The following is a 19,857-nucleotide window of genomic DNA, read 5'->3' as shown; positions in this document are numbered from 1 at the left end:
GCGAAAGATGTGGACCCGCTCCTCGTCCAGTCTCCTCCGAAAAAGCAAGGGGAGGGCCAATGGCCCTCCCCTTACTGCGTTTCTGCCTCTATCTAGTGAGGCGGTTCCGGTCCTAGCCCCAGCTGCACGCGGCTATGCTTGCGGCTGTAGGCGAAGTAAATGATCAAGCCGAGCGCGAGCCACACGAAGAGACGTACCCACGTCTCCCACGGCAGACCCGCCATCAGACCGAACGACACCAGGATGCCGAGGATCGGCGTCACCGGCATCCACGGTGCGCGGAACGGACGCGGCAGCTCCGGCGAGCGCTTACGCAGCACCCACACGCCCGCGCACACGATGATGAACGCCAGCAGTGTGCCGATGGAGCACATCTCACCCAGCTTCGCCAGCGGAATCAGCGACGAGAACGTCGCGACCACAAGACCGACCGTGATCGATGAGATCCAGGGCGTACGGAACTTCGGATGGATCGTCGAGAAGAACGGCGGCAACAGGCCATCCTTCGACATCGAGAAGAACACACGGCTCTGACCGAGCAGCATCACGACCATCGTCGACGACAAACCGCCGAGCGCGCCGATCTTCACCAGCAACGCGCCCCAGCGAACGCCCGTCGCGTCCATACCGACCGCGAGTGCGTCCGGCAGGTTGAGGTACTTGTAGTTGATCAGCGCCGTCAGCACCAGGCCGACGAGGATATACAACACCGTACAGATGATCAGCGATCCGAGGATGCCACGCGGCATGTCCTTCTTCGGATCCTTCGCTTCCTGCGCTGCGGTCGAGACCGCGTCAAAGCCAATGTACGCGAAGAAGATCACACCCGCGCCACGCAGCACGCCCGACCAGCCAAAGTCGCCAAAGTGGCCACGGTTCGGCGGCAGGAACGGATGCCAATTGACCTTCATCATCTCCGGGTGGTGGATCAGCGTGTTGCCGCCAACGACCAGGAAGACCGCGAGCACGAAGAGCTTCACAGCCACGATCACGCTGTTGAAGTTCGCCGACTCCTTCACACCGACCACGAGGATCGATGTCACCAGCATGATGCCGATGAACGCGACCAGGTTGAACACGCCGTGACGCTGCGGCAGCGAATGCCAATCAATGCCCGACTGCTCCAGCTTCGCCTGTACGCGCCCCAGAAACTCCCAGTGGCCCTGGTACAACACGAAGACCGAACCCGGCGTTCCCGCCAGTTCCGGCGGAAGGCGCAGGCCGAAGTCCTGCCCGAGGCTCAGTACATAGCCCGACCAGCCGGAACACACCGTGGCCGCGCCAAACGCGTATTCCAGCACGAGGTCCCAGCCGATGATCCACGCGAACAGTTCGCCGAGCGTCGCATAGCCATAGGTGTAAGCCGAGCCCGCTACAGGGATCATCGCCGAGAACTCTGCGTAGCAGAAGCCCGCGAACACGCATCCGACCGCAGCCAGGATGAACGCGTACACCACGCCCGGTCCTGCATACTGCGCCGCCACCGTTCCGGTCAGCACAAAGATGCCCGTACCGATGATCGCGCCGATACCCAGCGCGATGAGGCTGCCTGAGCCGAGCGACCGCTTCAGCGTGTGCTCACCCGTCTCCTGCGCTTCGCCCATGATGGCGCTTAGCGACTTCACCTTCAGCAAATTCGACATGCGTTTCCTTGAGTCCCTTAAATCTTTGTCTTACGTAAGTTCGGCGCTGGCAGCCGTCTTTCTCTGCCACAAAAAGTAGACCGGCAAACCAAGCAGCACGATCCCCAAACCAGGCCAAGTGTATTGAGGCTTATACCGTAAAAGTACACCACAAATAAACGCCGCCGTCACAATGTAAAGCCCGGGCAGGAGCGGATAACCGAACGCTTTATACGGACGCGGTGCCTCCGGCTGCGTCCGACGCAATCGAAACAGGGCCACAATCGTCAGCACGTAGAACACCAGCACCGCAAAAATCACGTAATCCAGCAGGTTTCCATACTGTCCGCTCAGGCACAGCAGGCACGACCAGCCGCACTGCAGCCAAAGCGCATTCTTCGGCACGCCGGTCTTCGCGTCGAGCTTGCCGGTCGCCTCAAAGAAGAGTTTGTCCTGGCTCATCGCGTAGTAGACGCGCGCCCCCGCCAGCACCATCCCGTTCGCGCAGCCGAAGGTGCTCACCAGGATCGCCGCCGCCATCAGCTTCGAGCCCATCGCGCCAAACGCAACCTGCATCACCGCCGTCGCCACTCGGTCCTGGGGCGCATTGGCGATCGCCACCATCGGCAGCACGCTGAGATACACGAAATTGCATGCGATATAAAGCAACAGGACGACGCCCGTTCCCCCCACCAGCGAGAGCGGCAGATTCCGCTTGGGGTTCGTCATTTCCCCGGCCGTGAAAGTCACGTTATTCCACGCGTCTGACGAGAACAGCGACCCCACCTGCACCACGCCGATCAGCGTGAACACGCTTACCCACGCGAGCCGGCCACCGCCCACCATCAGCAACTGCGGTGTATGCCAGTCCGCATTCACCCAGAAGTTCTTGCCGAAGTTCGCCGCAATCGCCTGCGCATTGCGCGCCAGAAACCCCACCGCGATCACGCCAAGAAGCGCCAGCACCTTGGCGCTCGTGAAGATATTCTGCACTGCCGCGCCCAGCTTCACGCCGCGCGTATTCAGCCACGTCAGAAAGACAACCGTCACCATCGCGACGAGGTTCGCCGTGTTCAGACCAACGTTGCCCTGCCCCATATGCCATATCCAGCGCGACTGACTCACGCTCGGCACAAAGACTCCAAGGAACTTCGCGAACGCCACAGCCACGGCCGCAATCGTCCCGGTCTGGATCACCAGAAACAGCGTCCAGCCATAGAGGAAGCCCCACACCGGCCCCAAACCTTCGCGCAAGTAAACATACTGGCCGCCAGCCTTCGGCATCATCGCCGCCAGTTCGCCGTAGCTCAGCGCGCCGACGATCGTCATGAACGCCGTCACCAGCCAGGCGGCGATCAACAACGCAGGCGAAGCCAGCGTGCGACTCATCTCCGCCGGCACAATGAAGATGCCCGAGCCGATCATCGAGCCCATCACGATAGCCGTGGCCGAAAACAGCCCGAGGCCCTTCACCAGATGCGTTTGCGATTCGTTTGCCGTGGTCACTGCTTCACAACGTAGCATCCCGGCGGCCTCTCCGCACAGCACAACCGCGCTGGACAGCGGCCGACGGCCATGAAAACCTAGCTGAGATGAAACCCATGCCGAAATCCTTCGAAGACTTCCAGCAAAAACGCCTCGAAGTCGATCGCAAACAGGTCAACTCAGGAATCGCCGTGTACATGGCGAAGAATGTGGCGATCCGCGTCGTCTTCGGCGCTGGTTTCCTCTATCTTTTGTCCGTCATGGCCAGCAGGCGCGGCGGCAGTAAGATGGATTTCTTCCAGCTGGGAATTTTTCTCGCGGCATGGCTCGTCGTCAGCCTGCTTTCCACCTATCGCCGCTTCCGCGCTCTTGAGAAACGCGTCGCCGCCGCTCGTTAGCTGCTCAGTCGCGCGATCAACTCCTCCGCAACCTTACCCGGCCTCTCGCCCGGCACGAACAGCGCACTGATCACCGCCACAGAGTCCGCGCCTGCGTCGATCACGCTCCGCGCATTTTCGAGCGTGATCCCGCCAATCGCCACCAGCGGCTTGGACGTCAGTGCACGCGCCTTCCGAACGCCGTCCAACCCGACTACCGGCTCCGCATCGAGCTTCGTAGACGTCGCGAACACCGGCCCGATTGCCACGTAGTCCGCCTCGCCTGCATCGGCAGCTCTCACCTGCTCCCCATCGTGCGTCGAGACGCCCACAAACGCGCCCGACAGCACCTCGCGCACCGCGACCGGCGGCATGTCCTTATGCCCCACGTGAACGCCTGTCCAACCCGCCAGCACCGCAAGGTCGGCACGATCATTCATCACCAGACGGCACTGCGTCCCCGCGAACTCACGCTCCACCTCAGCCGCACGGCGCAGCACATCCTGCGGCGAGCCCTGCTTGTCGCGAAGCTGCACAAGCTCCACACCTGCACGCGCCAACTCGCCCGCTACACAGCTCAGCCGCAACCCACGACGCTCCAGCGTCTCCACATCGAGAATCACGTACAGCTTCGGAAACTTCATCGCTCACTCCTGCGCACGACTCCGGGAAAGGCCGACAGTGTGCGCCTATAACGCCATGCTGCGCAAGAGGCAGCATCCATCAGAAACAAAACCCGGCGCCATGGCCGGGTTCCGCTTGTGAATGTCGATCGATTACTTCCCGAGGAAGCGCTCCATAAACTTCGTATCGAAGTCGCCCTTCTGGAAATCTTCGTCCTGAAAGATGCGCTGGTGCAGCGGGATCGTCGTGAAGATGCCTTCGATCACGAACTGGCTCAACGCACGCTGCGTCTTCGCCATCGCCTCTTCGCGGTCCTTGCCGTGGCAGATCAGCTTGCCGATCATCGAGTCGTAGTACTGCGGCACCACGCCTTCCTGATACTGAGCCGTGTCGATACGCACACCATTACCGCCCGGCACGTTGAACACCGTGATCTTGCCGGGGCTCGGCGTGAACTTCTCCGGATGCTCCGCGTTGATGCGGCATTCGATGGCATGGCCACGAATCTCCGGCACCGAAGGAACGATCTCCGAAAGCTTCTCACCCGCCGCGATGCGCAACTGCGCCTTCACCAGATCGACCCCCGTCACCATCTCGGTCACGCAGTGCTCCACCTGAATACGCGTGTTCATCTCAATGAAGTAGATCTCGCCGTCCTCATCCATCAGGAACTCGATCGTACCCGCGTTCCAGTAGCCGATGTCCTTCAACGACTTCTCAATCGTGTCGCCCAGCTTCTTGCGCAGCTCGGGCGTTACCTGCAACGACGGAGCCTCTTCGATCAGCTTCTGATGACGACGCTGAATCGAGCACTCACGCTCGCCCAGGCTCATCACATTGCCGTGCTCGTCGGCCAACACTTGAAACTCAATGTGGCGCGGGCGCTCGATGAACTTCTCCATGTACAGGTCGCCGTTCGAGAACGCGTTTAGCGCTTCGGTCGAGGCAGCGTTGTACAGGTCAGGCAGCTCTTCCGGCGTGCGCACGATACGCATACCGCGTCCGCCGCCACCAGCCACCGCCTTCAGAATCACCGGATACTTAATCGACTTCGCCGTCTTCAGCGCATCGTCGACATCCGTGAGGATGCCATCGGAACCCGGCAGGATCGGCACACCAGCCGCCTTCATCGTCGAGCGCGCCGTCGACTTCTCACCCATCATGCGTGTCACTTCAGGACGCGGCCCGATGAACTTGATGTTCGACACACGGCACACTTCGGCGAAGTTCGCGTTCTCGCTCAGCAGGCCATAGCCCGGGTGAATCGCCTCAGCGCCGGTGATCTCCGCGGCCGAGATGATCGCCGGCACATTGAGATAGCTCTCCGACGACTTCGCCGGCCCGATGCAGATCGCCTCATCGGCAAACTTCACATGAAGGCTATTGCGATCCGCCTCCGAATACACCGCGACCGTGCGAATGCCCATCTCCTTGCACGCCGAAATCACGCGCAGAGCGATCTCACCACGGTTAGCAATCAAAACCTTACGAAACATCAAATCCGTCCTTAGCTAGGGAGTGCGGCCTTATCTTCATGCTGCGCTTTCATCCAACGCATTTCACGCCATACTGCCGACAAACTCGCGAAAAGAATGAACGCCAACAAAAGTGCAGGTTTCCAAAACTCCCAACCAATACTGCGCCAGTGGTGCGCTAAATCAATCACGAATGAGAGTGGGAGGAAGCTGAAGATAATGATCGTCAGCTTTGGATCGTGCTTCTGTTCATCACAGAGCTTTATCAGTCTGTCGAGAAGACTCGCCATACTTCCTCCGGTACTGAGACTACTTGATCGCAAACAACGGCTGACCGTACTCCACCGGCTGACCGCTCTCGACGAAAATCTTCACAATCTCGCCCGCGCCATCCGATTCAATCTCGTTCATCAGCTTCATCGCTTCCACGATGCAAAGCACCTTGCCGGTCGATACCTTGTCACCCAGCTTCACGAACGTGTCAGCGTCCGGCGAAGGCGCCGCATAGAACGTGCCCACGATCGGTGACTTCACGATGTGCGCACCAGCGAGGTCATCTGCTGCCGGTGCAGCAGCTGCGGGAGCGCTTGCCGCCGGTGCCGCTACAGGAGCAGCAGCCACTGGAGCCGCCGCCATTGCTGCAGGAGCCGCGTACGTGATCTGGGCCGCAGGCTGGACGATCGCGCTCGCAAACTTCAGCGCAATCTTTACCTCTTCGCGCTCCAGCTCAAACTCCGCGATCTCGTTGGCCTTCAGGAACTCCACCAACTCGCGCAAATCCTTCAAATCCTGTGCAGATGCCATCTTCTTCCTTTGTCCTTTTCGCAAACATGCGTACTTCGAGAAACTGTCCTGCTTAGTGTAACTTCCCTACCGCTGAGTCCAAACCTTCGGGCTGCCAGAAGTGATGACCTCGCATCCATCGTGGTTCACCACCACCGTATCTTCGATGCGCATTCCGAACTCGCCGGGTAGATAAACGCCCGGCTCGATCGTAATCACCATACCCTCGACGAGCTGCTGTTTCTGGTGAGCCGCCACGCGGGGGCCTTCGTGGATCTCCAGCCCTACGCCATGCCCGGTGGAATGCGTGAACCATTTGTCGAGCTTCGCCTTGCGCAACACGCTGCGCGCAGCCTCATCAATCTCGCCGCAAGTCACGCCCGCGCGTACCGCATTGACCGCCGCAACCTGCGCTTCCAGCACGGAATCATACACTTCGCGCTCACGCCTGGAAGCCTTGCCACGAAACACAGTTCGCGTCATGTCCGAGCAGTAGCCGTCGAGCACCACACCGAAATCCACGGTCACAAATCCACGCTTCGGCAGCTTCGCCGCGCTCGCCCGGCCATGCGGCAGCGCCGACCGCTCGCCCCCAGCAACGATCGTGTCAAAGCTCATCGCCTCGGCCCCGCCGCGCTTGGCCGCAGCCTCCAGCCGCAGAGCAAACTCCGCCTCAGACTCCGCGCCCGTCAGCAGCGCCTCAAGGTTCTCGTTGAATACCTTGCAGCCGAGCGCCGCGGCTGAGCGCATCTTCGCAATCTCGTCGGCGTCCTTCACCTCGCGCAGCTTGGCGACGAACTCGGCCTTCGCGACGAAAAATCCGCGACGAACCTCCGCAGGTACGGCTTTGCGGAATGTTTCAAACTCCGCCACAGAGGTCTGCGCCGCATCGAAGCCGACCTTCCGCGCCGCGCGTTCAGTCAACCACCTTGTCGCGAGCAAACCGGGAGAGCCTTTGCCGATCACCACACGCATTCCAGCAGCTTCGGCCTTGGCCTGCGTCGTATAACGGCCATCGGTAAACAGCACCGCTGGCGAGCCTTTGCGCAGCGCCACGGCTCCGCTCGAGCCCGTGAATCCGCTCAGCCAACGTACGTCCGCTCCATGCGTCACGAGCAGCCCATCAAGCCCCTCAAAGGCAGCGGTCGCTAACGCGCGCTTTCGTCTTTCGGCAAATCGCATCCCGGTCATTCTACGCAGGCTGCTTGTTGGATTTCCGCAACACGTACCAGAACCCACCACTCCCGCTGGAATGATTCGCACAACGACCGGTATCATGACCTATGGGCATCGAAAGCACCCCCCGTGAGACGCTGACCACGACGCGCCCCCAGGACCGCATCCACCTTGCGCCGGCGCCCAGTGGCCGTGCACCCTCGTATACGCGCCGCGCGTTCCTGACGACCGCCGGGCTCGCCGCTGCAGGACTCGCCACCTACTCGAATACGTTGGCGCGACACGAGCTGGTGCACTCCAAAATCACGCTGCCCATCCGCAACCTGCCGGACGCCTTCGTCGGCTTCCGCATGGTGCAGATCTCGGACCTCCATCTGCACGGCTTCACCGAGTCCTGGTTCCTTGAACAGGTCATCGGACAGGTGAATGCGATGGATCCAGAGGTGGTGCTGATCACCGGGGACTTCGTCAGCCGCGGCGGATCGCAGCGCAAAATCACTCAGGCTGCCGGTGAATGCGCGGAGATCCTCAGCCAGCTCAAGGCTCCGCAACGTTTCGGCATTCTCGGTAACCATGACGTCGCCGTCGGCGCGAACCGCGTCATCGAGCCGCTGGAAGCCCACCGGACGCCTGTCCTCGTAGACAGCTTCTTCGCTCTCGAGCGCGGCTCCGACCTGTTGTGGCTCGCTGGCGCGGACGATGCCAGCATCCGCCTTCCCGACCTCGATATGTCGATTCCGCTGTACCCGAAGGCTCCCGTGATCCTGCTCGCGCACGAGCCCGATTTCGTGGATCACGTGGTGAAGCATCCCCGCTTCCCACTCATCGACGCCATGCTCTCCGGCCACACGCATGGAGGGCAGATCCGACTGCCAGGCGTCGGCCCTCTCGTACTGCCTCCGCTCGGCAAGCATTACGTTCAGGGTGCCTTCCAGTTCGAGCACATGAAGCTCTACGTGAATCGTGGCGTCGGTACCGTCGGCGTTCCGTTCCGCTTCAACTGCCCGGCGGAAATCACCGAAATCACGCTACAACGCGCATAGTTACAGCGATTTACCGCCATAACTTCGACAAAAAAATGGCAGGCACGCAATTCCACCCGTGCCTGCCGTTTTTTGACCTGAACTGCTCTTAACGCGCTCTGCCCATCGGCTTCTTCTGCGTGGCATCCACCGCATCTTCCAAGGCGACCGAAGGCGTTACGCCGCTCTTCTCATCCATCCACGAATCGAGCAGGCTCTTGCGGAAACGCCAACGGTTGCCGAGCTTGAACGCAGGCACAAATCCTTCACTGGCATAGCGATACAGCGTGTCGCTGCTGATGCCGAGATACTCCGCGGCCTGGCGGATATCCATGACTTCACGAACCGCAACCTGTCCCAGCGTGTTAGCAGTCATCGTATCTTTCTCCTCAGGCGAGTCTTCCGGTTTTTCCGGCGGTTGTGTCCTTTTGTACCGGCTTTTCCACAGCCCTGCAAGCCTTTTCTCACGGCCACGCCTTACTTTCCTGCGCCGTGCTTGCTGAGTAAATCCCTGCTGTTGTACAACTTGCCACGAATCATTGACGCAACACATGCATCAGGAAGAACTCGAAGTTAGGACGCGCAAACCACTGATTCTAATACTGCTTCCACCACAACTCGCGAGAGGGGTTCTCGGCGTCAAAGTCGGTAGGCACGCCAGGCTTCGGTAACCAGAGACGCAGATCCTTTCCATCCTCAAGTGACAATAATTCCTCGATCGGCTGACGCCACGCGTGGAGTGCGAGGTTGAAGAGCCCCCAATGAATTGGAAACAGTACGCCGCACTTCGCGGAGCCACCCATGTCAGCGAATGCCTTGGCCGCGTTGTCGGGACCAAGGTGGATCGCCGACCAAAGCGGATGGAAGGCGCCAATCTCCAGCATGACCAAATCAAAGCGATCGTACTGCGCGCCGATCTCCGCAAAACCGTCCCAATAGCCGGAGTCCGCACCGAAGTAGACGCGGTGCTTCTCTCCCTCCAGCACAAACGATCCCCAAAGCGTCTTGAAGCGATCCCCCAGGCCGCGACCGGAGAAATGGCGTGCAGGCCACGAGGTGACGCGGAGTTTGTGCTCTCCATGCCCAAGCTCTACAGTCTCGGTCCAGTTCAGCGCGGTGATGCGCTCGGTCGGCACGCCGAGCTTCTGCAGGCGTTGGTCCACGCCGAGTGACGTGACCCAGCGCGCGCCGAGGGTTTGTGGCAGCTCGTTCAAACGCTTCAGGGTCTTCGCGCCGAAGTGGTCGTAGTGATCATGCGAGACGAGCACGACGTCGAGTGGCGGCAGGTCTTCCAGTCGCATCGTCGGCGCAAAGAAGCGCTTCGGGCCGAAGACGCCGAATGGGCCAGCGCCCTTCTCCCAGATCGGGTCCATCAGGACGCGAAAGCCGTCGATCTCGAGCAGCACGGAAGAATGTCCGAACCACGTCAGACGCATGCCGGTGTGCGGCTCGCTCGCGTAGATAAGGCTGTCGGTGTGGAAAGGGCCAATCGCGTTGCGCGGTGTGCTCTCTTCGCGGTTCTTCAGGTACAGCGGCAACACCTTGAAGGCCATACTGAACCCGGCCATCACCGTGGGTGCTGGGTTCTGAAACTTGCCTTCAATCTTTTTCGCGCGCAACAAAAGGGACATGCGCTTTGGATGCGGCGCATGTCCTGTTTGATGCGATTGATATCTTTCCGTCGTTACGGAATGAAGTACATCGGGTTTGGCAGCTTCACGCTCACCGTCGCCTGCGGGGCGCCAAGCAGGTCGCTCCACTGGTCGCCGATGCTCATCACGATGCGATAGCCTTGCGCGATGATCTTCTCGCGCATCGCGGACTTGTAGGCGATCGTCTTGCCATGCAGCATGTCTGCAGGACGCAGGTACAGTCCACCGTAGCCGTCGAATCCGGCCAGCTTCAGGTTGTGCGCCGTCTGTGCGGTCTGGTCGACCGTCTTACCAGGCTCGGTCGCACCGTCGCGCCCGGTGATGAAGAAGACCGTCACGCCGAGATGCCTGGCTTCGTCGAAGAGCCTCTTTGCTCCCGGGATTGCGACGCTCGCTTCCTCGCTCACCACCCACGCATTGAAGGCCTTGCCGTCGTAGTGGAAGTCTTCACGGCGCATCTCGCAATAGCCGCTCAGCGTGGTCTCGTCGATGTCCATGACGACGGCGAGCTTCTCCCCCTTCTTCGCCTGCTTGACCTGGTCCGCCAAAGTAGATTCGGCGCGTCGATACTGTGCGTCCAGATCGGACCAGTAGCATCCCCGCGTACCGACGCAGTCGGTGTACTCGCGCATGGCGTCGTAGCTGAACTGCAGGTTCTGCACCGGTTCGTCGAACGACAGCACGGTCATTCCGGCAGGTTGAACACCCTCGCCGATACCTTGCTCGCCATGTGCGGCGGCGATCTTCGCGGGGTCGGCGGGAGTCGCGGGCAGCGTCAGTGCGCCTGATTTGTCGCGGAGCTTGCAGGTGGTCGGTGGGCCGTAGTGATCTGTCGGAACAACAATTTGCTGTGCCTGCATCACGGTCGCCGTGGTCATCACCGCGACGGCCCACCATCCTGCTTTAGTCCGCATACATCTCCTCGATCTTGTCTTTGTACTTCTCGTTGATTACGCGCCGCTTGAGCTTCATGCTGGGCGTCAATTCGCCTGACTCCACGGTCCACTCTTCGGGCACGACAGAAACTTTCTTGATTGTCTCAAAGTGTGCCAGCGAACCGTTGGCCTTCTCAACGATGGCCTCGTAGACCTTCTGCACCTTCGGGTCTGTGACCAGCTTCTCCGGCTCCGTCGCCTGTACGCCGTTCTTCGATGCCCAGGATTTCAGCGCCTGCAGGTTCGGTGAAACGATCACCGCGACAAACTTACGATTATCGCCGATGAGCGCCACCTGCCCCACGAGCGCGTCTACCTTGAGCTTGCTTTCGATCGGCTGCGGCGCGATGTACTTGCCGCCCGAAGTCTTCATCAACTCCTTCTTGCGATCCGTGATCGAGAGGAAGTTTTCTTCGATCTTGCCGATGTCGCCGGTCTTGAACCAGCCGTCCTCGGTGAACTCCTTCTTCGTCGCCTCTTCCTTCTGCCAGTAGCCCGCGAAGACCGCGTCGCCGCGCACTTCGATCTCCCCATCGGCGGCGGTGCGGGCCTCGAAGTTCTTGATGATCTCGCCAACGGAGCCAATGCGGCACGCGTCGAAAGTGTTGCGCGAAACCACCGGCGAGGTCTCCGTCAGACCATACCCCTCGAAGACGCGAATGCCAACGTCGAGGAACCAGTCTGTAGTTTCCTTGCCCAGTGGAGCGCCGCCCGACACATAGAAGCGCACCTTACCACCAAACGCTTCGCGAATCTTCGAGTACACCAGCTTGTCGGCGATCGAGAAGAGCAAGCCGCTCGGCTTCTTGCCGGCCGCGACCTCGTCGCGATGCTTCGCACCCACGCCGAGAGCCCAGCCAAAGATGGCCTTCTTGAGTCCCGTGCTCTTACCTTCGACGCCCTGGCGCACCTTCTCGAAGACGCGCGGCACGGCGAGGAAGATGGTCGGATGTACGCTCTTCATCGCCGGCGCAAGATCGTTGAAGCTGGGCAGATAAGCCAGCGTCGCGTGGTTCGCATAGAGCGCGTAATCAAGATGGCGCGCCAAAGCGTGGCTCAACGGCAGGAACGAAATGCAGGAGTCGTTCTCCGTGATGTAGAGGCCGTCGGTCGAGTAGCGCAGGTTCGACGCGAGGTTCTTATGCGTCAGCATCACGCCCTTGGGGTCGCCGGTCGTACCGCTGGTGTAGACGATCGTCGCCAGATCCTCGGGCTTCGCCTCGAGCAACTTGGCCCGCAACGAGTTGTCGAACTCTTCGAGCGAAGTTGCATCCTTGAGGACTTCGCTAAAGCTCTCTGCATTCGCAAAGGAGCCTTCATCGAAGACCGCTACGTGCTCCAGCGCGGGCAACTCGCCCGCCTGCGTCAGCTTTTCGTACTGCTCTTTGCCTTCGAGGAAGATCGCCTTGGCGCCGGAGTCGCGCAGGATGAAGCCCATCTGCTCGGGCGTCAGCGTCTGATACAGCGGCACGTCCGCCGCGCCGTGCGCAAGCACAGCAAAGTCCACCACCGGCCATTCCCAACGGTTGTTGCTGACCAGCGCTACGCGGTCGCCGCGCTGAATACCCCATCGTTCGAGCGTCTGCATCACGGCGCGCACGCGGCCCACCATTGTCTTCGCCGAAATAGGCTCCCATCCGCCGGAAACCTGCTTCATCGCCACGGTATCCGTACCGCGGGCAGCAACCTTCGCAAAGACATCGTTCACAGTGTTGAGTTCAAGCATCGTTTGGGACTCCCTCATCAGCAAGCAGACGCACGAAGGCGGCTGCGTTTACCGAGAAACATCCTCATTCAGATGCCGGGTAATGCGCAACCGCCGTATGTGCTTCGACTTATGCGTTGTTTATTTGGAAGGTGCCGCAGGTGCCTTGGCGATCTTCGGGAAGTAGCCCGCGCGTGTACGCACCGTCAGGTTGCGGAAACCCTTCTCCTTCGCCTCGACGTGCACCTGGCGGTAGCCGCCGTTCTGCGGCGGGTTCGTGGAGCGATAGCTGATCGTGTACTGCGTACGAATATCCGCCGCTACGTCCTTCGCGATGTCGTCCACTTCCTTCAGCGACTTCGGAAAGTACGCTGCGCCGCCGGTCTGGTTCGCAAGCTCCGTCAACACCTGCCGCGAATGCTTCGCTTCGCTATGGGAGACATCATCACCAAAGAGCAAACCGATGCAATAAATGACCGGGCCATCGAGGTTCTGCACACGGCGGATCGCCGCTTCCAGCGTGGCGTTCGTCGAGGCATTGTCATCGCCGTCAGTCACGATCAGCAGAACCTGCTTGCTGTTCTTCGCCGACTTCGCCAGATGGTCCGCCGAAGCGACCACAGCGTCATAAAGCGCCGTACCGCCGCTGGACTTCACATACGCGAGCCCCTTCTGCAGTTGAGCGACGTTGCTCGTGAAGTCCTGATCAAGATAAGGCTCCGACGAGAAATCCACGAGGAAAGCTTCATCCTGCGGATTGGACAGCCGGACGAGATCGATCGACGCCGCATCCACAGCGGCGCGTTTGTCGTACATCGAACCAGAGCTGTCGATGACGATACCCAGCGATACCGGCAAATCCTCATGGCGGAATCCGAGGATGTTCTGCTGCACACCATCTTCGTAGACCTGAAAGGCCGACTTCGGCAACGAATCCACAGGTACACCGCGGGAGTCAACGACCGATGCATTGAGACGTACTTCGTACGCGCCTGTACGCAGCGTGAATTCGCCGTTTTCTTCGGTGATCTGTCCCACACTGGAGCTCGGGGCCTGCGTTTGCTGCGGCGTGGCCGTCACGATCTTCTTGTCCGGGTCGGCGGACGGAACGGGGTCACTATCGTGCGTGAGATCGGGGCTCTTCGTCGCGGGAGTCGTTTGCTGAGCACGCACCGGCGTCGCCGCACCCAGCGGCAAAAGAACAGCAAGAACACTTCCCCACACCTGGCTCTTCAAAAGACCCATACTCTCCCTCGCGGACCGCACATCGTTCGGCGGTCGCATCCGTCCAATCTACGCCATCGGGAGCATACTCTGCCCCAGCGCCCCACATCCAGCGCGCCACATACTGAGACGCGCATTGCCCGCCAGAGGCTTCCCGGGCCATTTACTTCTTCGTGACCTTTCAGCGGCTCGTAAGTCGATACAATGGAGACACTCATGGCTCGTCTGTATCCTTTCCGCGCCCTTCGTTACGACACCACCCGCGTCAACATGGCTGATGTGGTTACTCAGCCTTACGACAAGATCTCGCCCGCGATGCAGGATGCCTACTACGCGGCCAGCCCTTACAACCTCATCCGCGTCATTCTCGGCAAGAAGAAGTCCACCGATGACGAGATCGAGAACGTCTACAGCCGCGCAGCCGCAACGCTCAAAGCCTGGCGCGAAGAAGAGATTCTGAAGCCGGAAGCCGAGCCCGCGCTGTACGGCTACTCGCAGACCTACACCGTCCCCGGCACGGAAGAAGTTCGCGAGCGCCGCGGTTTCATCGGCCTCGGCCACCTGCACGACTATGCCGACAAGGTCGTCTATCGTCACGAGCAGACCTTCCCCAAGCACAAGTCGGATCGCCTCTCGCTCTTCAAGGCAACGCGCGCATATTGCGAGCAGATTTACATGCTCTACTCGGACCCGACCTTCACGGCGGAAGAGTTGATCTTCGGCTCGAAGGCCGGCGGGGCCACCAAGGCTGCGGACCTCGAGATCACTGACGAGTACAACGTAGTGCACCGCGTCTGGAAGCTGGCCGACCCTGCGCTGATCCAGCAGGTGCTCGCCGCGATGGACGACAAGTGGCTGCTGATCGCTGACGGTCACCATCGCTACGAGACCTCGACGACCTACATGCAGGAGCGCGCCGCAGAACTCGGCATCGACCCGAAGTCGGCTCAGCCGAAGCTCGACGAGAACGGCCTGCCCGTTCCCGCATTCCCTGAAGCCGCGATGATGATGACCTTCGTCAACGCCGACGCGCCCGGCATCACGATCCTGCCGACGCATCGCGTTGTCTTCGGCCTCAATGACTTCAACGGCCGAGCGTTTGCCGAGAAGGCTTCGACGTACTTCGACGTCGAGGAAATCCCGAACACGACCGACGGCCACTACCCCGGCGCACCGACGCTGCTTGCAAAGCTTGCTGGCAAGCCAGGCGTGGCCTTCGTCGCTGCGACGCGCGAGGGTGACTTCCTGCTTACGCCGAAGGCTGATGCGATCGCTCCGCTGCTGGCAAAGCTTTCACCACGCCAGGCTGCGCTCGACGTCACGCAGCTTCACAAGGTTGTGCTCGAGAATATGCTCGGCCTTAGCGAAGAGACGGTCCGCGCCGGCTCGAACGTACGCTACGTCCGTGAAGCTACCGAAGCCCTGCAGCAGGTGGGCAGCGGCAATGCTGATGTCGCCTTCCTCATCAAGCCCGTTACGCTCGAGCAGATGAAGGACATCTCGCTGAACCTCGAAGTGATGCCGCAGAAGTCCACCGACTTCTATCCGAAGCTGCTCTCGGGTCTGGCGATGTATACGCTGGACTAGTCAGCAGTCGTTACTGTGCAATGCGAAGGGCCTGAACTTCTGTTCAGGCCCTTCGTATTGCGTACTCTTCACTTACCTACTCCACGGGCAGCTTCGCCTTATAACCATCGCGCGCCACGACGGAGTACTTCAACTGTCGGCCCTTCTCGTCCTGCATCTTCAACGGACGCCCTTCCTTGTCCACCAGCAGGACCTTCACCTTGCGATAGCTGCCGTCGTTCTTCGTGTTTGTCGGTCGATAGGTCAGCACATACTGATTCCGGATCGACTCATTGATCTGTGACATGATGTCGGGCAGCTCGCCCTGGAAGATCGGCTTGAATGCCAGACCGCCGGTCATCTCCGAGATTGCGCGCATCTGGTTGTCGGCCTGCAGGTACGACATGCGCGTCATCGGTCCAAGCTGCCCGCGCGCATCCGCGAGTGTTAACAGCAACTGCCCAGTGCTGATCGTAAAGATCGTCACATTCGGCGTCGCTTTCACCTTCGCCAGCATCTTGTCCAGCGTCAGCTTCGACATCGAATCGATGCCCGAACCTACGAGGATGATGTATTTGCGACCCTCGATGCGCGTGAGGCGATCGAGCGTTTCATAGAGCGCGTCGAAGGTGTTCGTCTCGCGAAACCCCGGAATCGTCAGGCTGTTCAGCGCCTCATCCACGGTCTCTTTGTTGTTCGTGAAGTCCGTCAGGATATGCGTGCGCATATCGAAGGTTTCTACCGCGATGTAGTCATCCGGCTGGATGGTGCGGAAGAAGCTGTCGGCCGTGTTGCGCATGTCCTGCAAGAACGGCCAGGAGGTCGAGGCGAACTCCAGCAGCATTACCGCCGTGATCGGGGCCTTCGACGTGCGCACCGAAGTGACATTCTGCTCCACGCCGTCTTCGAGCACGAGGAAGTTCTCGGGCTTCAGGCCCGGGACAAACTGGTGGGTCTTATCGAGCAGCACGTTCACGTCGAGGCTCACGATCGGCACATCGACACGCATCGAAAAAATCTGCCCGTTCGGGTTCTGCGTCGGAGCCTCGGCGGGCGCAGCAGGCTGTTGCTGCTGCTTCTGCTCGTCGGTCTTCTTCTGCAGAACGATGCCGTCGTTGCTCTGCACCGGGCCGGAGTCATCGCTGGCGGGTGGCGGAGTCTTCTTCTGCGGATCCGCAGGCTCCTGCGCACGCGCCACTCCGCCCATCATCGCCAAACCCAGAAGCGCTGCCGAAAGCCCTCGCGACAAACCCATGCCCGTACACACCTCGCCTTACCAGCTTAGACGGCAGAACCGTTCTGCTCGCAGTACACCACTAAAAAACGAAAATGCCCCGGCAGACCGGAGCAATTTGCGCCTCCTATCAAGAGACGAACGGTGGGGGAACGTCCCGACCAGAGGCGCAGCCGAATTATGTCACTCACGTTTGAGCCGCGCAAGCGTGCATCTTTCAGGCGTTCCACAAGCAGCGTGGCCGCCGCGTATCCTAGAAACTCATCGTGCGCTTCGAACTCTTCATCGCCGCTCGTTATCTCCGCGCCCGCCGCCGCCAGCGCGTGGTCGGCCTCGTCACGGGGCTGTCCGTCATTGGCATCGCCGCAGGTGTGGCCTCGCTGATCATCGCGCTTGCCATCACCAACGGCATGCGCCGCGACCTCCAGGACCGCCTCGTCGGCGCCACCGCGCACATCCAGATGATGCGCTCGGCCGGTGACGGCATTCGCGACTGGCGTCCGCTGCTCGATCGCCTCCAGCACGTCGACCACGTGACCGCGATCGCTCCCGGACTTTACGGCCAGGTCCTCATCAGCCGCGGCGCGCGCTCAGGCGGAGCACTCATCCAAGGCATCATTCCGGCGAACGAGCGCACCGTCGGGACGCTGCTTAGCTCGATGACAAAAGGCTCCGCCGCAGAGCTTGAACCGCAGGCGACCACCGGCACCGTGATCGCAACACCGCCGCTGGTGCTGGGCCACGACCTCGCCGATACGCTCGGTGCGCAGGTCGGCGACACCGTCCTCGTCACCAGCCCGCAAGGTGAGTTGACGCCGCTGGGCCTTGTGCCGCGCTACCAAAAGTTCACCGTCGTCGGCATTTTCACGTCGGGCTTCTACCAGTACGACAACGCCTACGCGCTCATGCGCCTCACCGACGCACAGCGACTCTTCTCCGAGCCAGACCTCATCAGCGTGATCAACATCAAGCTCGATGACCTCTACCGCGCGCCTCAGGTGGCCCGCGCGCTCGAGCAATCCGCCGGCCCGGGCTTCCAGGCCATTACGTGGATGGAGCAGAACCGCGAGCTCTTCCGCGCACTCAAGCTCGAACAGTACGTCACTTTCATCGTGCTCGCGCTCATCGTCGTGATCGCTGCGCTGAACATTCTCATCGCGCTGACGATGATGGTGATGGAGAAGACCCGCGACATCGCTGTGATGATGAGCTTCGGCGTGTCCCCTGCGCAGGTGCGCCGCATCTTCCTCTGGCAAGGGCTGCTCATCTCCGCGGTCGGCACGGTGATGGGCACAGTCGTCGGCTACATCGCCTCGATCGCCGGTTCACACTTCCGCATCTCACTCGACGCCAGTGTCTACTCGATCGGCTACCTGCCCTTCGCGCCGCGTGTCGTCGATGCGGTGATCGTGGGCAGCGTCTCGCTTGGCATTTCCCTGCTGGCTACGCTCTACCCCTCGCGCAACGCGGCAAGCATCCTGCCTGCCGAGGCTCTACGCTACGAGTAGCTACTGAGCCGCCAGCTTCGTCGGATGCGCGTACATCAATACTTTCGCAGGCCACGCGCCGGGGTGAGATTTGAAGCTCTTCACAGCATTGCCGTCAGCGAAGTTCGTCTGCCCAGCCTGTATCGTCTCCGGACCATCGGCGGCTAGTTGCTCATCCGTTTTCACCGCCGGGCGCACGATCGCGATATGCCCATGCTTGCCAGCCTCGGTCGCGACGTAATCCAGCACGACTAACTCGCCGCGGTTTGCGCGCTCCTGCGCTTCCTTTGCGGTGACCACCTTCACCCACCCCTTCGCTGCGGCATCGTCGGTTGTGAACCACTTGCCCTGCGCGCTCGCGAGATACAGTTCGCCATGGTCGGGCGGTCGCAACATGTACACATCGAGCTTCATACCTGCCGACGCTGCAAACGCCGAGCAATGCGTATGCGGCTTGCCGTCGGTCAGCATTTCACTCGTCGGGTCGCCACTCTTCCACTCAACATGCCGGTCGGCGAGCCAATGATGCTCGACGTCCATGCTGTCCAACGCATGAATCAACTGCCAGCCAGCGTCCGTGATCGGCCCACAGCAACCGGTCTTCGTCGCGTCGATCGCATTCGCCGCCTGGCCGACTCTTTCCACGGGAGCAGGATGCAGCTTGAGCGCTGTTTCATCGACGGGATGCGCCATAACGCTTCCGCCTGGATCCACAGGGACTAAAGCCGCGGGGACGATCTGCGCCTTGCCGAAGTCTCCACGCGACAGCCGCGTTTCATGCGCGTAGACGACTAACCCATGCGGCCACGCGCCGGTGTGCCTGGCGAAGCTCCGCACGGTGTTGCCATCGCGGAAGTTCGTCGCACCTGCCTGCGTCGTCTCCGGGCCTTCTTCCTTCAATTGCGCGAATGTCTTCATGGCAGGACGCACAATCGCGATATGCCCTGGCGCGTGGTGATTCGGGTTGATGTAGTCGACCACGACAAGCTGTCCCTGGTTCGCAAACCGCTGCGCATCATCCCAGGTACTCACGCGCTTCCAGCCGTCGCGTCGCCCTGCAGCGGAGCCAAACCAGCGGCCTTGCGCGCTTGCCAGCAGCGACTGGCTGTGGTCGGGCGGACGCAGCATATAGACATCGAGCCGATCGCCGACAGCCGCCGCAAATGCCGAGCAGTGCGTGCTGTGATTGCCGTGGGAAACTCCGTCAGGCCAACCGGTCTTCCAGTTCACGTGCATGTGCTGCGGCCACAGCCGCTCTACATCCATCGCGTCGAGCACCTGCAGCAACTGCTGCCCGCCGGGCGTGATCGGCCCGCAGCAATCCTTCGCAAGGAAGCGGTCCATCTCCGACGCCATCACCGTCGGCTTGTCGTCGATCTTCTCTTCGGGTGCGTTCTCCTGCGCGAACGCGGTTCTGCTCACTCCGAGCATCAACACGAAGACCACAGTACAAACAACATTGCGGAACATGCACTCATCTTATTAGGGGA

18 protein-coding genes are annotated in these 19,857 nt (G+C 60.8%); 4 read left to right on the top strand and 14 right to left on the bottom strand.

The features are described from left to right. Positions 1–92: 92 nt before the first annotated feature. Together OHL11_RS14230 and OHL11_RS14225 are read right to left on the bottom strand one after the other, a co-directional pair. Positions 93–1,643: an amino acid permease gene (locus OHL11_RS14230; protein WP_263372196.1), complete on the bottom strand. Its 1,551-nt coding sequence runs from the start codon at positions 1,641–1,643 to the stop codon at positions 93–95. Positions 1,644–1,673: 30 nt separating this feature from the next. Further along, positions 1,674–3,146, bottom strand: coding sequence for an APC family permease (locus OHL11_RS14225; protein ID WP_263372195.1), 1,473 nt, complete (start codon positions 3,144–3,146; stop codon positions 1,674–1,676). A 77-nt stretch (positions 3,147–3,223) separates the two neighbouring features. On the opposite strand from OHL11_RS14225, the gene OHL11_RS14220 reads away from it, so the two are divergent. Next, a complete protein-coding gene (locus tag OHL11_RS14220; protein ID WP_263372194.1) occupies positions 3,224–3,505 on the top strand; it encodes a hypothetical protein in 282 nt (93 codons plus the stop codon). Here the strand turns inward: OHL11_RS14220 and thiE are convergent. From thiE to OHL11_RS14195, 5 genes are all read right to left on the bottom strand, one after another. Then, positions 3,502–4,128 carry a thiamine phosphate synthase gene (thiE, locus tag OHL11_RS14215; RefSeq protein WP_263372193.1) on the bottom strand — a complete coding sequence of 209 codons (627 nt, stop codon included), beginning with the start codon at positions 4,126–4,128 and terminating at the stop codon, positions 3,502–3,504. The two genes, OHL11_RS14220 and thiE, sit on opposite strands and share 4 nt — an antisense overlap. Positions 4,129–4,260: 132 nt before the next feature. Then, positions 4,261–5,604, bottom strand: a complete 1,344-nt coding sequence (gene accC, locus OHL11_RS14210) for an acetyl-CoA carboxylase biotin carboxylase subunit (RefSeq protein ID WP_263372192.1) — start codon at positions 5,602–5,604, stop codon at positions 4,261–4,263. An 11-nt stretch (positions 5,605–5,615) separates the two neighbouring features. Then, complete coding sequence (locus tag OHL11_RS14205; protein ID WP_263372191.1) at positions 5,616–5,873, bottom strand: hypothetical protein; 258 nt, start codon at positions 5,871–5,873, stop codon at positions 5,616–5,618. Between the two features lie 19 nt (positions 5,874–5,892). Further along, positions 5,893–6,387, bottom strand: coding sequence for an acetyl-CoA carboxylase biotin carboxyl carrier protein (gene accB / locus OHL11_RS14200; RefSeq protein WP_263372190.1), 495 nt, complete (start codon positions 6,385–6,387; stop codon positions 5,893–5,895). Positions 6,388–6,453: 66 nt separating this feature from the next. Continuing rightward, on the bottom strand, positions 6,454–7,548 hold the full coding sequence (locus OHL11_RS14195) for a M24 family metallopeptidase (protein ID WP_263372189.1): 1,095 nt from the start codon (positions 7,546–7,548) through the stop codon (positions 6,454–6,456). A 101-nt stretch (positions 7,549–7,649) separates the two neighbouring features. Between OHL11_RS14195 and OHL11_RS14190 the strand changes: the two genes are divergently transcribed. Beyond that, a complete protein-coding gene (locus OHL11_RS14190) occupies positions 7,650–8,585 on the top strand; it encodes a metallophosphoesterase (RefSeq protein WP_263372188.1) in 936 nt (311 codons plus the stop codon). Between the two features lie 88 nt (positions 8,586–8,673). On the opposite strand, the gene OHL11_RS14185 is transcribed toward OHL11_RS14190, so the two are convergent. The 5 genes from OHL11_RS14185 to OHL11_RS14165 form a co-directional block, all read right to left on the bottom strand. Then, on the bottom strand, positions 8,674–8,940 hold the full coding sequence (locus OHL11_RS14185) for a helix-turn-helix domain-containing protein (RefSeq protein ID WP_263372187.1): 267 nt from the start codon (positions 8,938–8,940) through the stop codon (positions 8,674–8,676). A gap of 220 nt (positions 8,941–9,160) precedes the next feature. Then, entirely contained in the window at positions 9,161–10,195 is a 1,035-nt protein-coding gene (locus OHL11_RS14180; RefSeq protein ID WP_263372186.1) for an MBL fold metallo-hydrolase, read from the bottom strand. A 53-nt stretch (positions 10,196–10,248) separates the two neighbouring features. Continuing rightward, complete coding sequence (locus tag OHL11_RS14175) at positions 10,249–11,130, bottom strand: HAD family acid phosphatase (RefSeq protein ID WP_263372185.1); 882 nt, start codon at positions 11,128–11,130, stop codon at positions 10,249–10,251. Further along, positions 11,120–12,877 (bottom strand): AMP-dependent synthetase/ligase, encoded by a 1,758-nt coding sequence (locus tag OHL11_RS14170; RefSeq protein ID WP_263372184.1) that lies wholly within the window; start codon positions 12,875–12,877, stop codon positions 11,120–11,122. Before OHL11_RS14170 ends, OHL11_RS14175 begins: the two co-directional genes overlap by 11 nt. Positions 12,878–12,997: 120 nt before the next feature. Continuing rightward, positions 12,998–14,101 (bottom strand): VWA domain-containing protein, encoded by a 1,104-nt coding sequence (locus tag OHL11_RS14165; protein ID WP_263372183.1) that lies wholly within the window; start codon positions 14,099–14,101, stop codon positions 12,998–13,000. 195 nt (positions 14,102–14,296) lie between these two features. On the opposite strand from OHL11_RS14165, the gene OHL11_RS14160 reads away from it, so the two are divergent. Next, positions 14,297–15,667 carry a DUF1015 domain-containing protein gene (locus OHL11_RS14160; RefSeq protein WP_263372182.1) on the top strand — a complete coding sequence of 457 codons (1,371 nt, stop codon included), beginning with the start codon at positions 14,297–14,299 and terminating at the stop codon, positions 15,665–15,667. A 76-nt stretch (positions 15,668–15,743) separates the two neighbouring features. Here OHL11_RS14160 and OHL11_RS14155 read toward each other — a convergent pair whose 3' ends face one another. Beyond that, positions 15,744–16,901 (bottom strand): VWA domain-containing protein, encoded by a 1,158-nt coding sequence (locus OHL11_RS14155; RefSeq protein ID WP_263372181.1) that lies wholly within the window; start codon positions 16,899–16,901, stop codon positions 15,744–15,746. Positions 16,902–17,146: 245 nt separating this feature from the next. Between OHL11_RS14155 and OHL11_RS14150 the strand changes: the two genes are divergently transcribed. After that, positions 17,147–18,388: an ABC transporter permease gene (locus tag OHL11_RS14150; protein WP_263372180.1), complete on the top strand. Its 1,242-nt coding sequence runs from the start codon at positions 17,147–17,149 to the stop codon at positions 18,386–18,388. On the opposite strand, the gene OHL11_RS14145 is transcribed toward OHL11_RS14150, so the two are convergent. Then, positions 18,389–19,789: a hypothetical protein gene (locus tag OHL11_RS14145; protein WP_263372179.1), complete on the bottom strand. Its 1,401-nt coding sequence runs from the start codon at positions 19,787–19,789 to the stop codon at positions 18,389–18,391. Positions 19,790–19,857 lie beyond the last annotated feature (68 nt).

The sequence above is a fragment of the Granulicella cerasi genome (genome assembly GCF_025685575.1).
Lineage (GTDB): Bacteria > Acidobacteriota > Terriglobia > Terriglobales > Acidobacteriaceae > Granulicella > Granulicella cerasi.
The sequence above is the reverse complement of the archived record's forward strand: the minus strand, read 5'-3'. Positions and strand labels throughout refer to the sequence as shown.

What these genes read in the sequence shown, in the direction of transcription:
- OHL11_RS14165 (WP_263372183.1), bottom strand. Translation starts at nt 14,101, where the DNA reads ATGGGTCTTTTGAAGAGCCAGGTGTGGGGAAGTGTTCTTGCTGTTCTT.
- OHL11_RS14170 (WP_263372184.1), bottom strand. Translation starts at nt 12,877, where the DNA reads ATGCTTGAACTCAACACTGTGAACGATGTCTTTGCGAAGGTTGCTGCC.
- accC (WP_263372192.1), bottom strand. Translation starts at nt 5,604, where the DNA reads ATGTTTCGTAAGGTTTTGATTGCTAACCGTGGTGAGATCGCTCTGCGC.
- OHL11_RS14220 (WP_263372194.1), top strand. Translation starts at nt 3,224, where the DNA reads ATGCCGAAATCCTTCGAAGACTTCCAGCAAAAACGCCTCGAAGTCGAT.
- OHL11_RS14155 (WP_263372181.1), bottom strand. Translation starts at nt 16,901, where the DNA reads ATGGGTTTGTCGCGAGGGCTTTCGGCAGCGCTTCTGGGTTTGGCGATG.
- OHL11_RS14230 (WP_263372196.1), bottom strand. Translation starts at nt 1,643, where the DNA reads ATGTCGAATTTGCTGAAGGTGAAGTCGCTAAGCGCCATCATGGGCGAA.
- thiE (WP_263372193.1), bottom strand. Translation starts at nt 4,128, where the DNA reads ATGAAGTTTCCGAAGCTGTACGTGATTCTCGATGTGGAGACGCTGGAG.
- OHL11_RS14175 (WP_263372185.1), bottom strand. Translation starts at nt 11,130, where the DNA reads ATGCGGACTAAAGCAGGATGGTGGGCCGTCGCGGTGATGACCACGGCG.
- accB (WP_263372190.1), bottom strand. Translation starts at nt 6,387, where the DNA reads ATGGCATCTGCACAGGATTTGAAGGATTTGCGCGAGTTGGTGGAGTTC.
- OHL11_RS14190 (WP_263372188.1), top strand. Translation starts at nt 7,650, where the DNA reads ATGGGCATCGAAAGCACCCCCCGTGAGACGCTGACCACGACGCGCCCC.
- OHL11_RS14205 (WP_263372191.1), bottom strand. Translation starts at nt 5,873, where the DNA reads ATGGCGAGTCTTCTCGACAGACTGATAAAGCTCTGTGATGAACAGAAG.
- OHL11_RS14195 (WP_263372189.1), bottom strand. Translation starts at nt 7,548, where the DNA reads ATGCGATTTGCCGAAAGACGAAAGCGCGCGTTAGCGACCGCTGCCTTT.
- OHL11_RS14225 (WP_263372195.1), bottom strand. Translation starts at nt 3,146, where the DNA reads ATGCTACGTTGTGAAGCAGTGACCACGGCAAACGAATCGCAAACGCAT.
- OHL11_RS14185 (WP_263372187.1), bottom strand. Translation starts at nt 8,940, where the DNA reads ATGACTGCTAACACGCTGGGACAGGTTGCGGTTCGTGAAGTCATGGAT.
- OHL11_RS14160 (WP_263372182.1), top strand. Translation starts at nt 14,297, where the DNA reads ATGGCTCGTCTGTATCCTTTCCGCGCCCTTCGTTACGACACCACCCGC.
- OHL11_RS14180 (WP_263372186.1), bottom strand. Translation starts at nt 10,195, where the DNA reads ATGTCCCTTTTGTTGCGCGCGAAAAAGATTGAAGGCAAGTTTCAGAAC.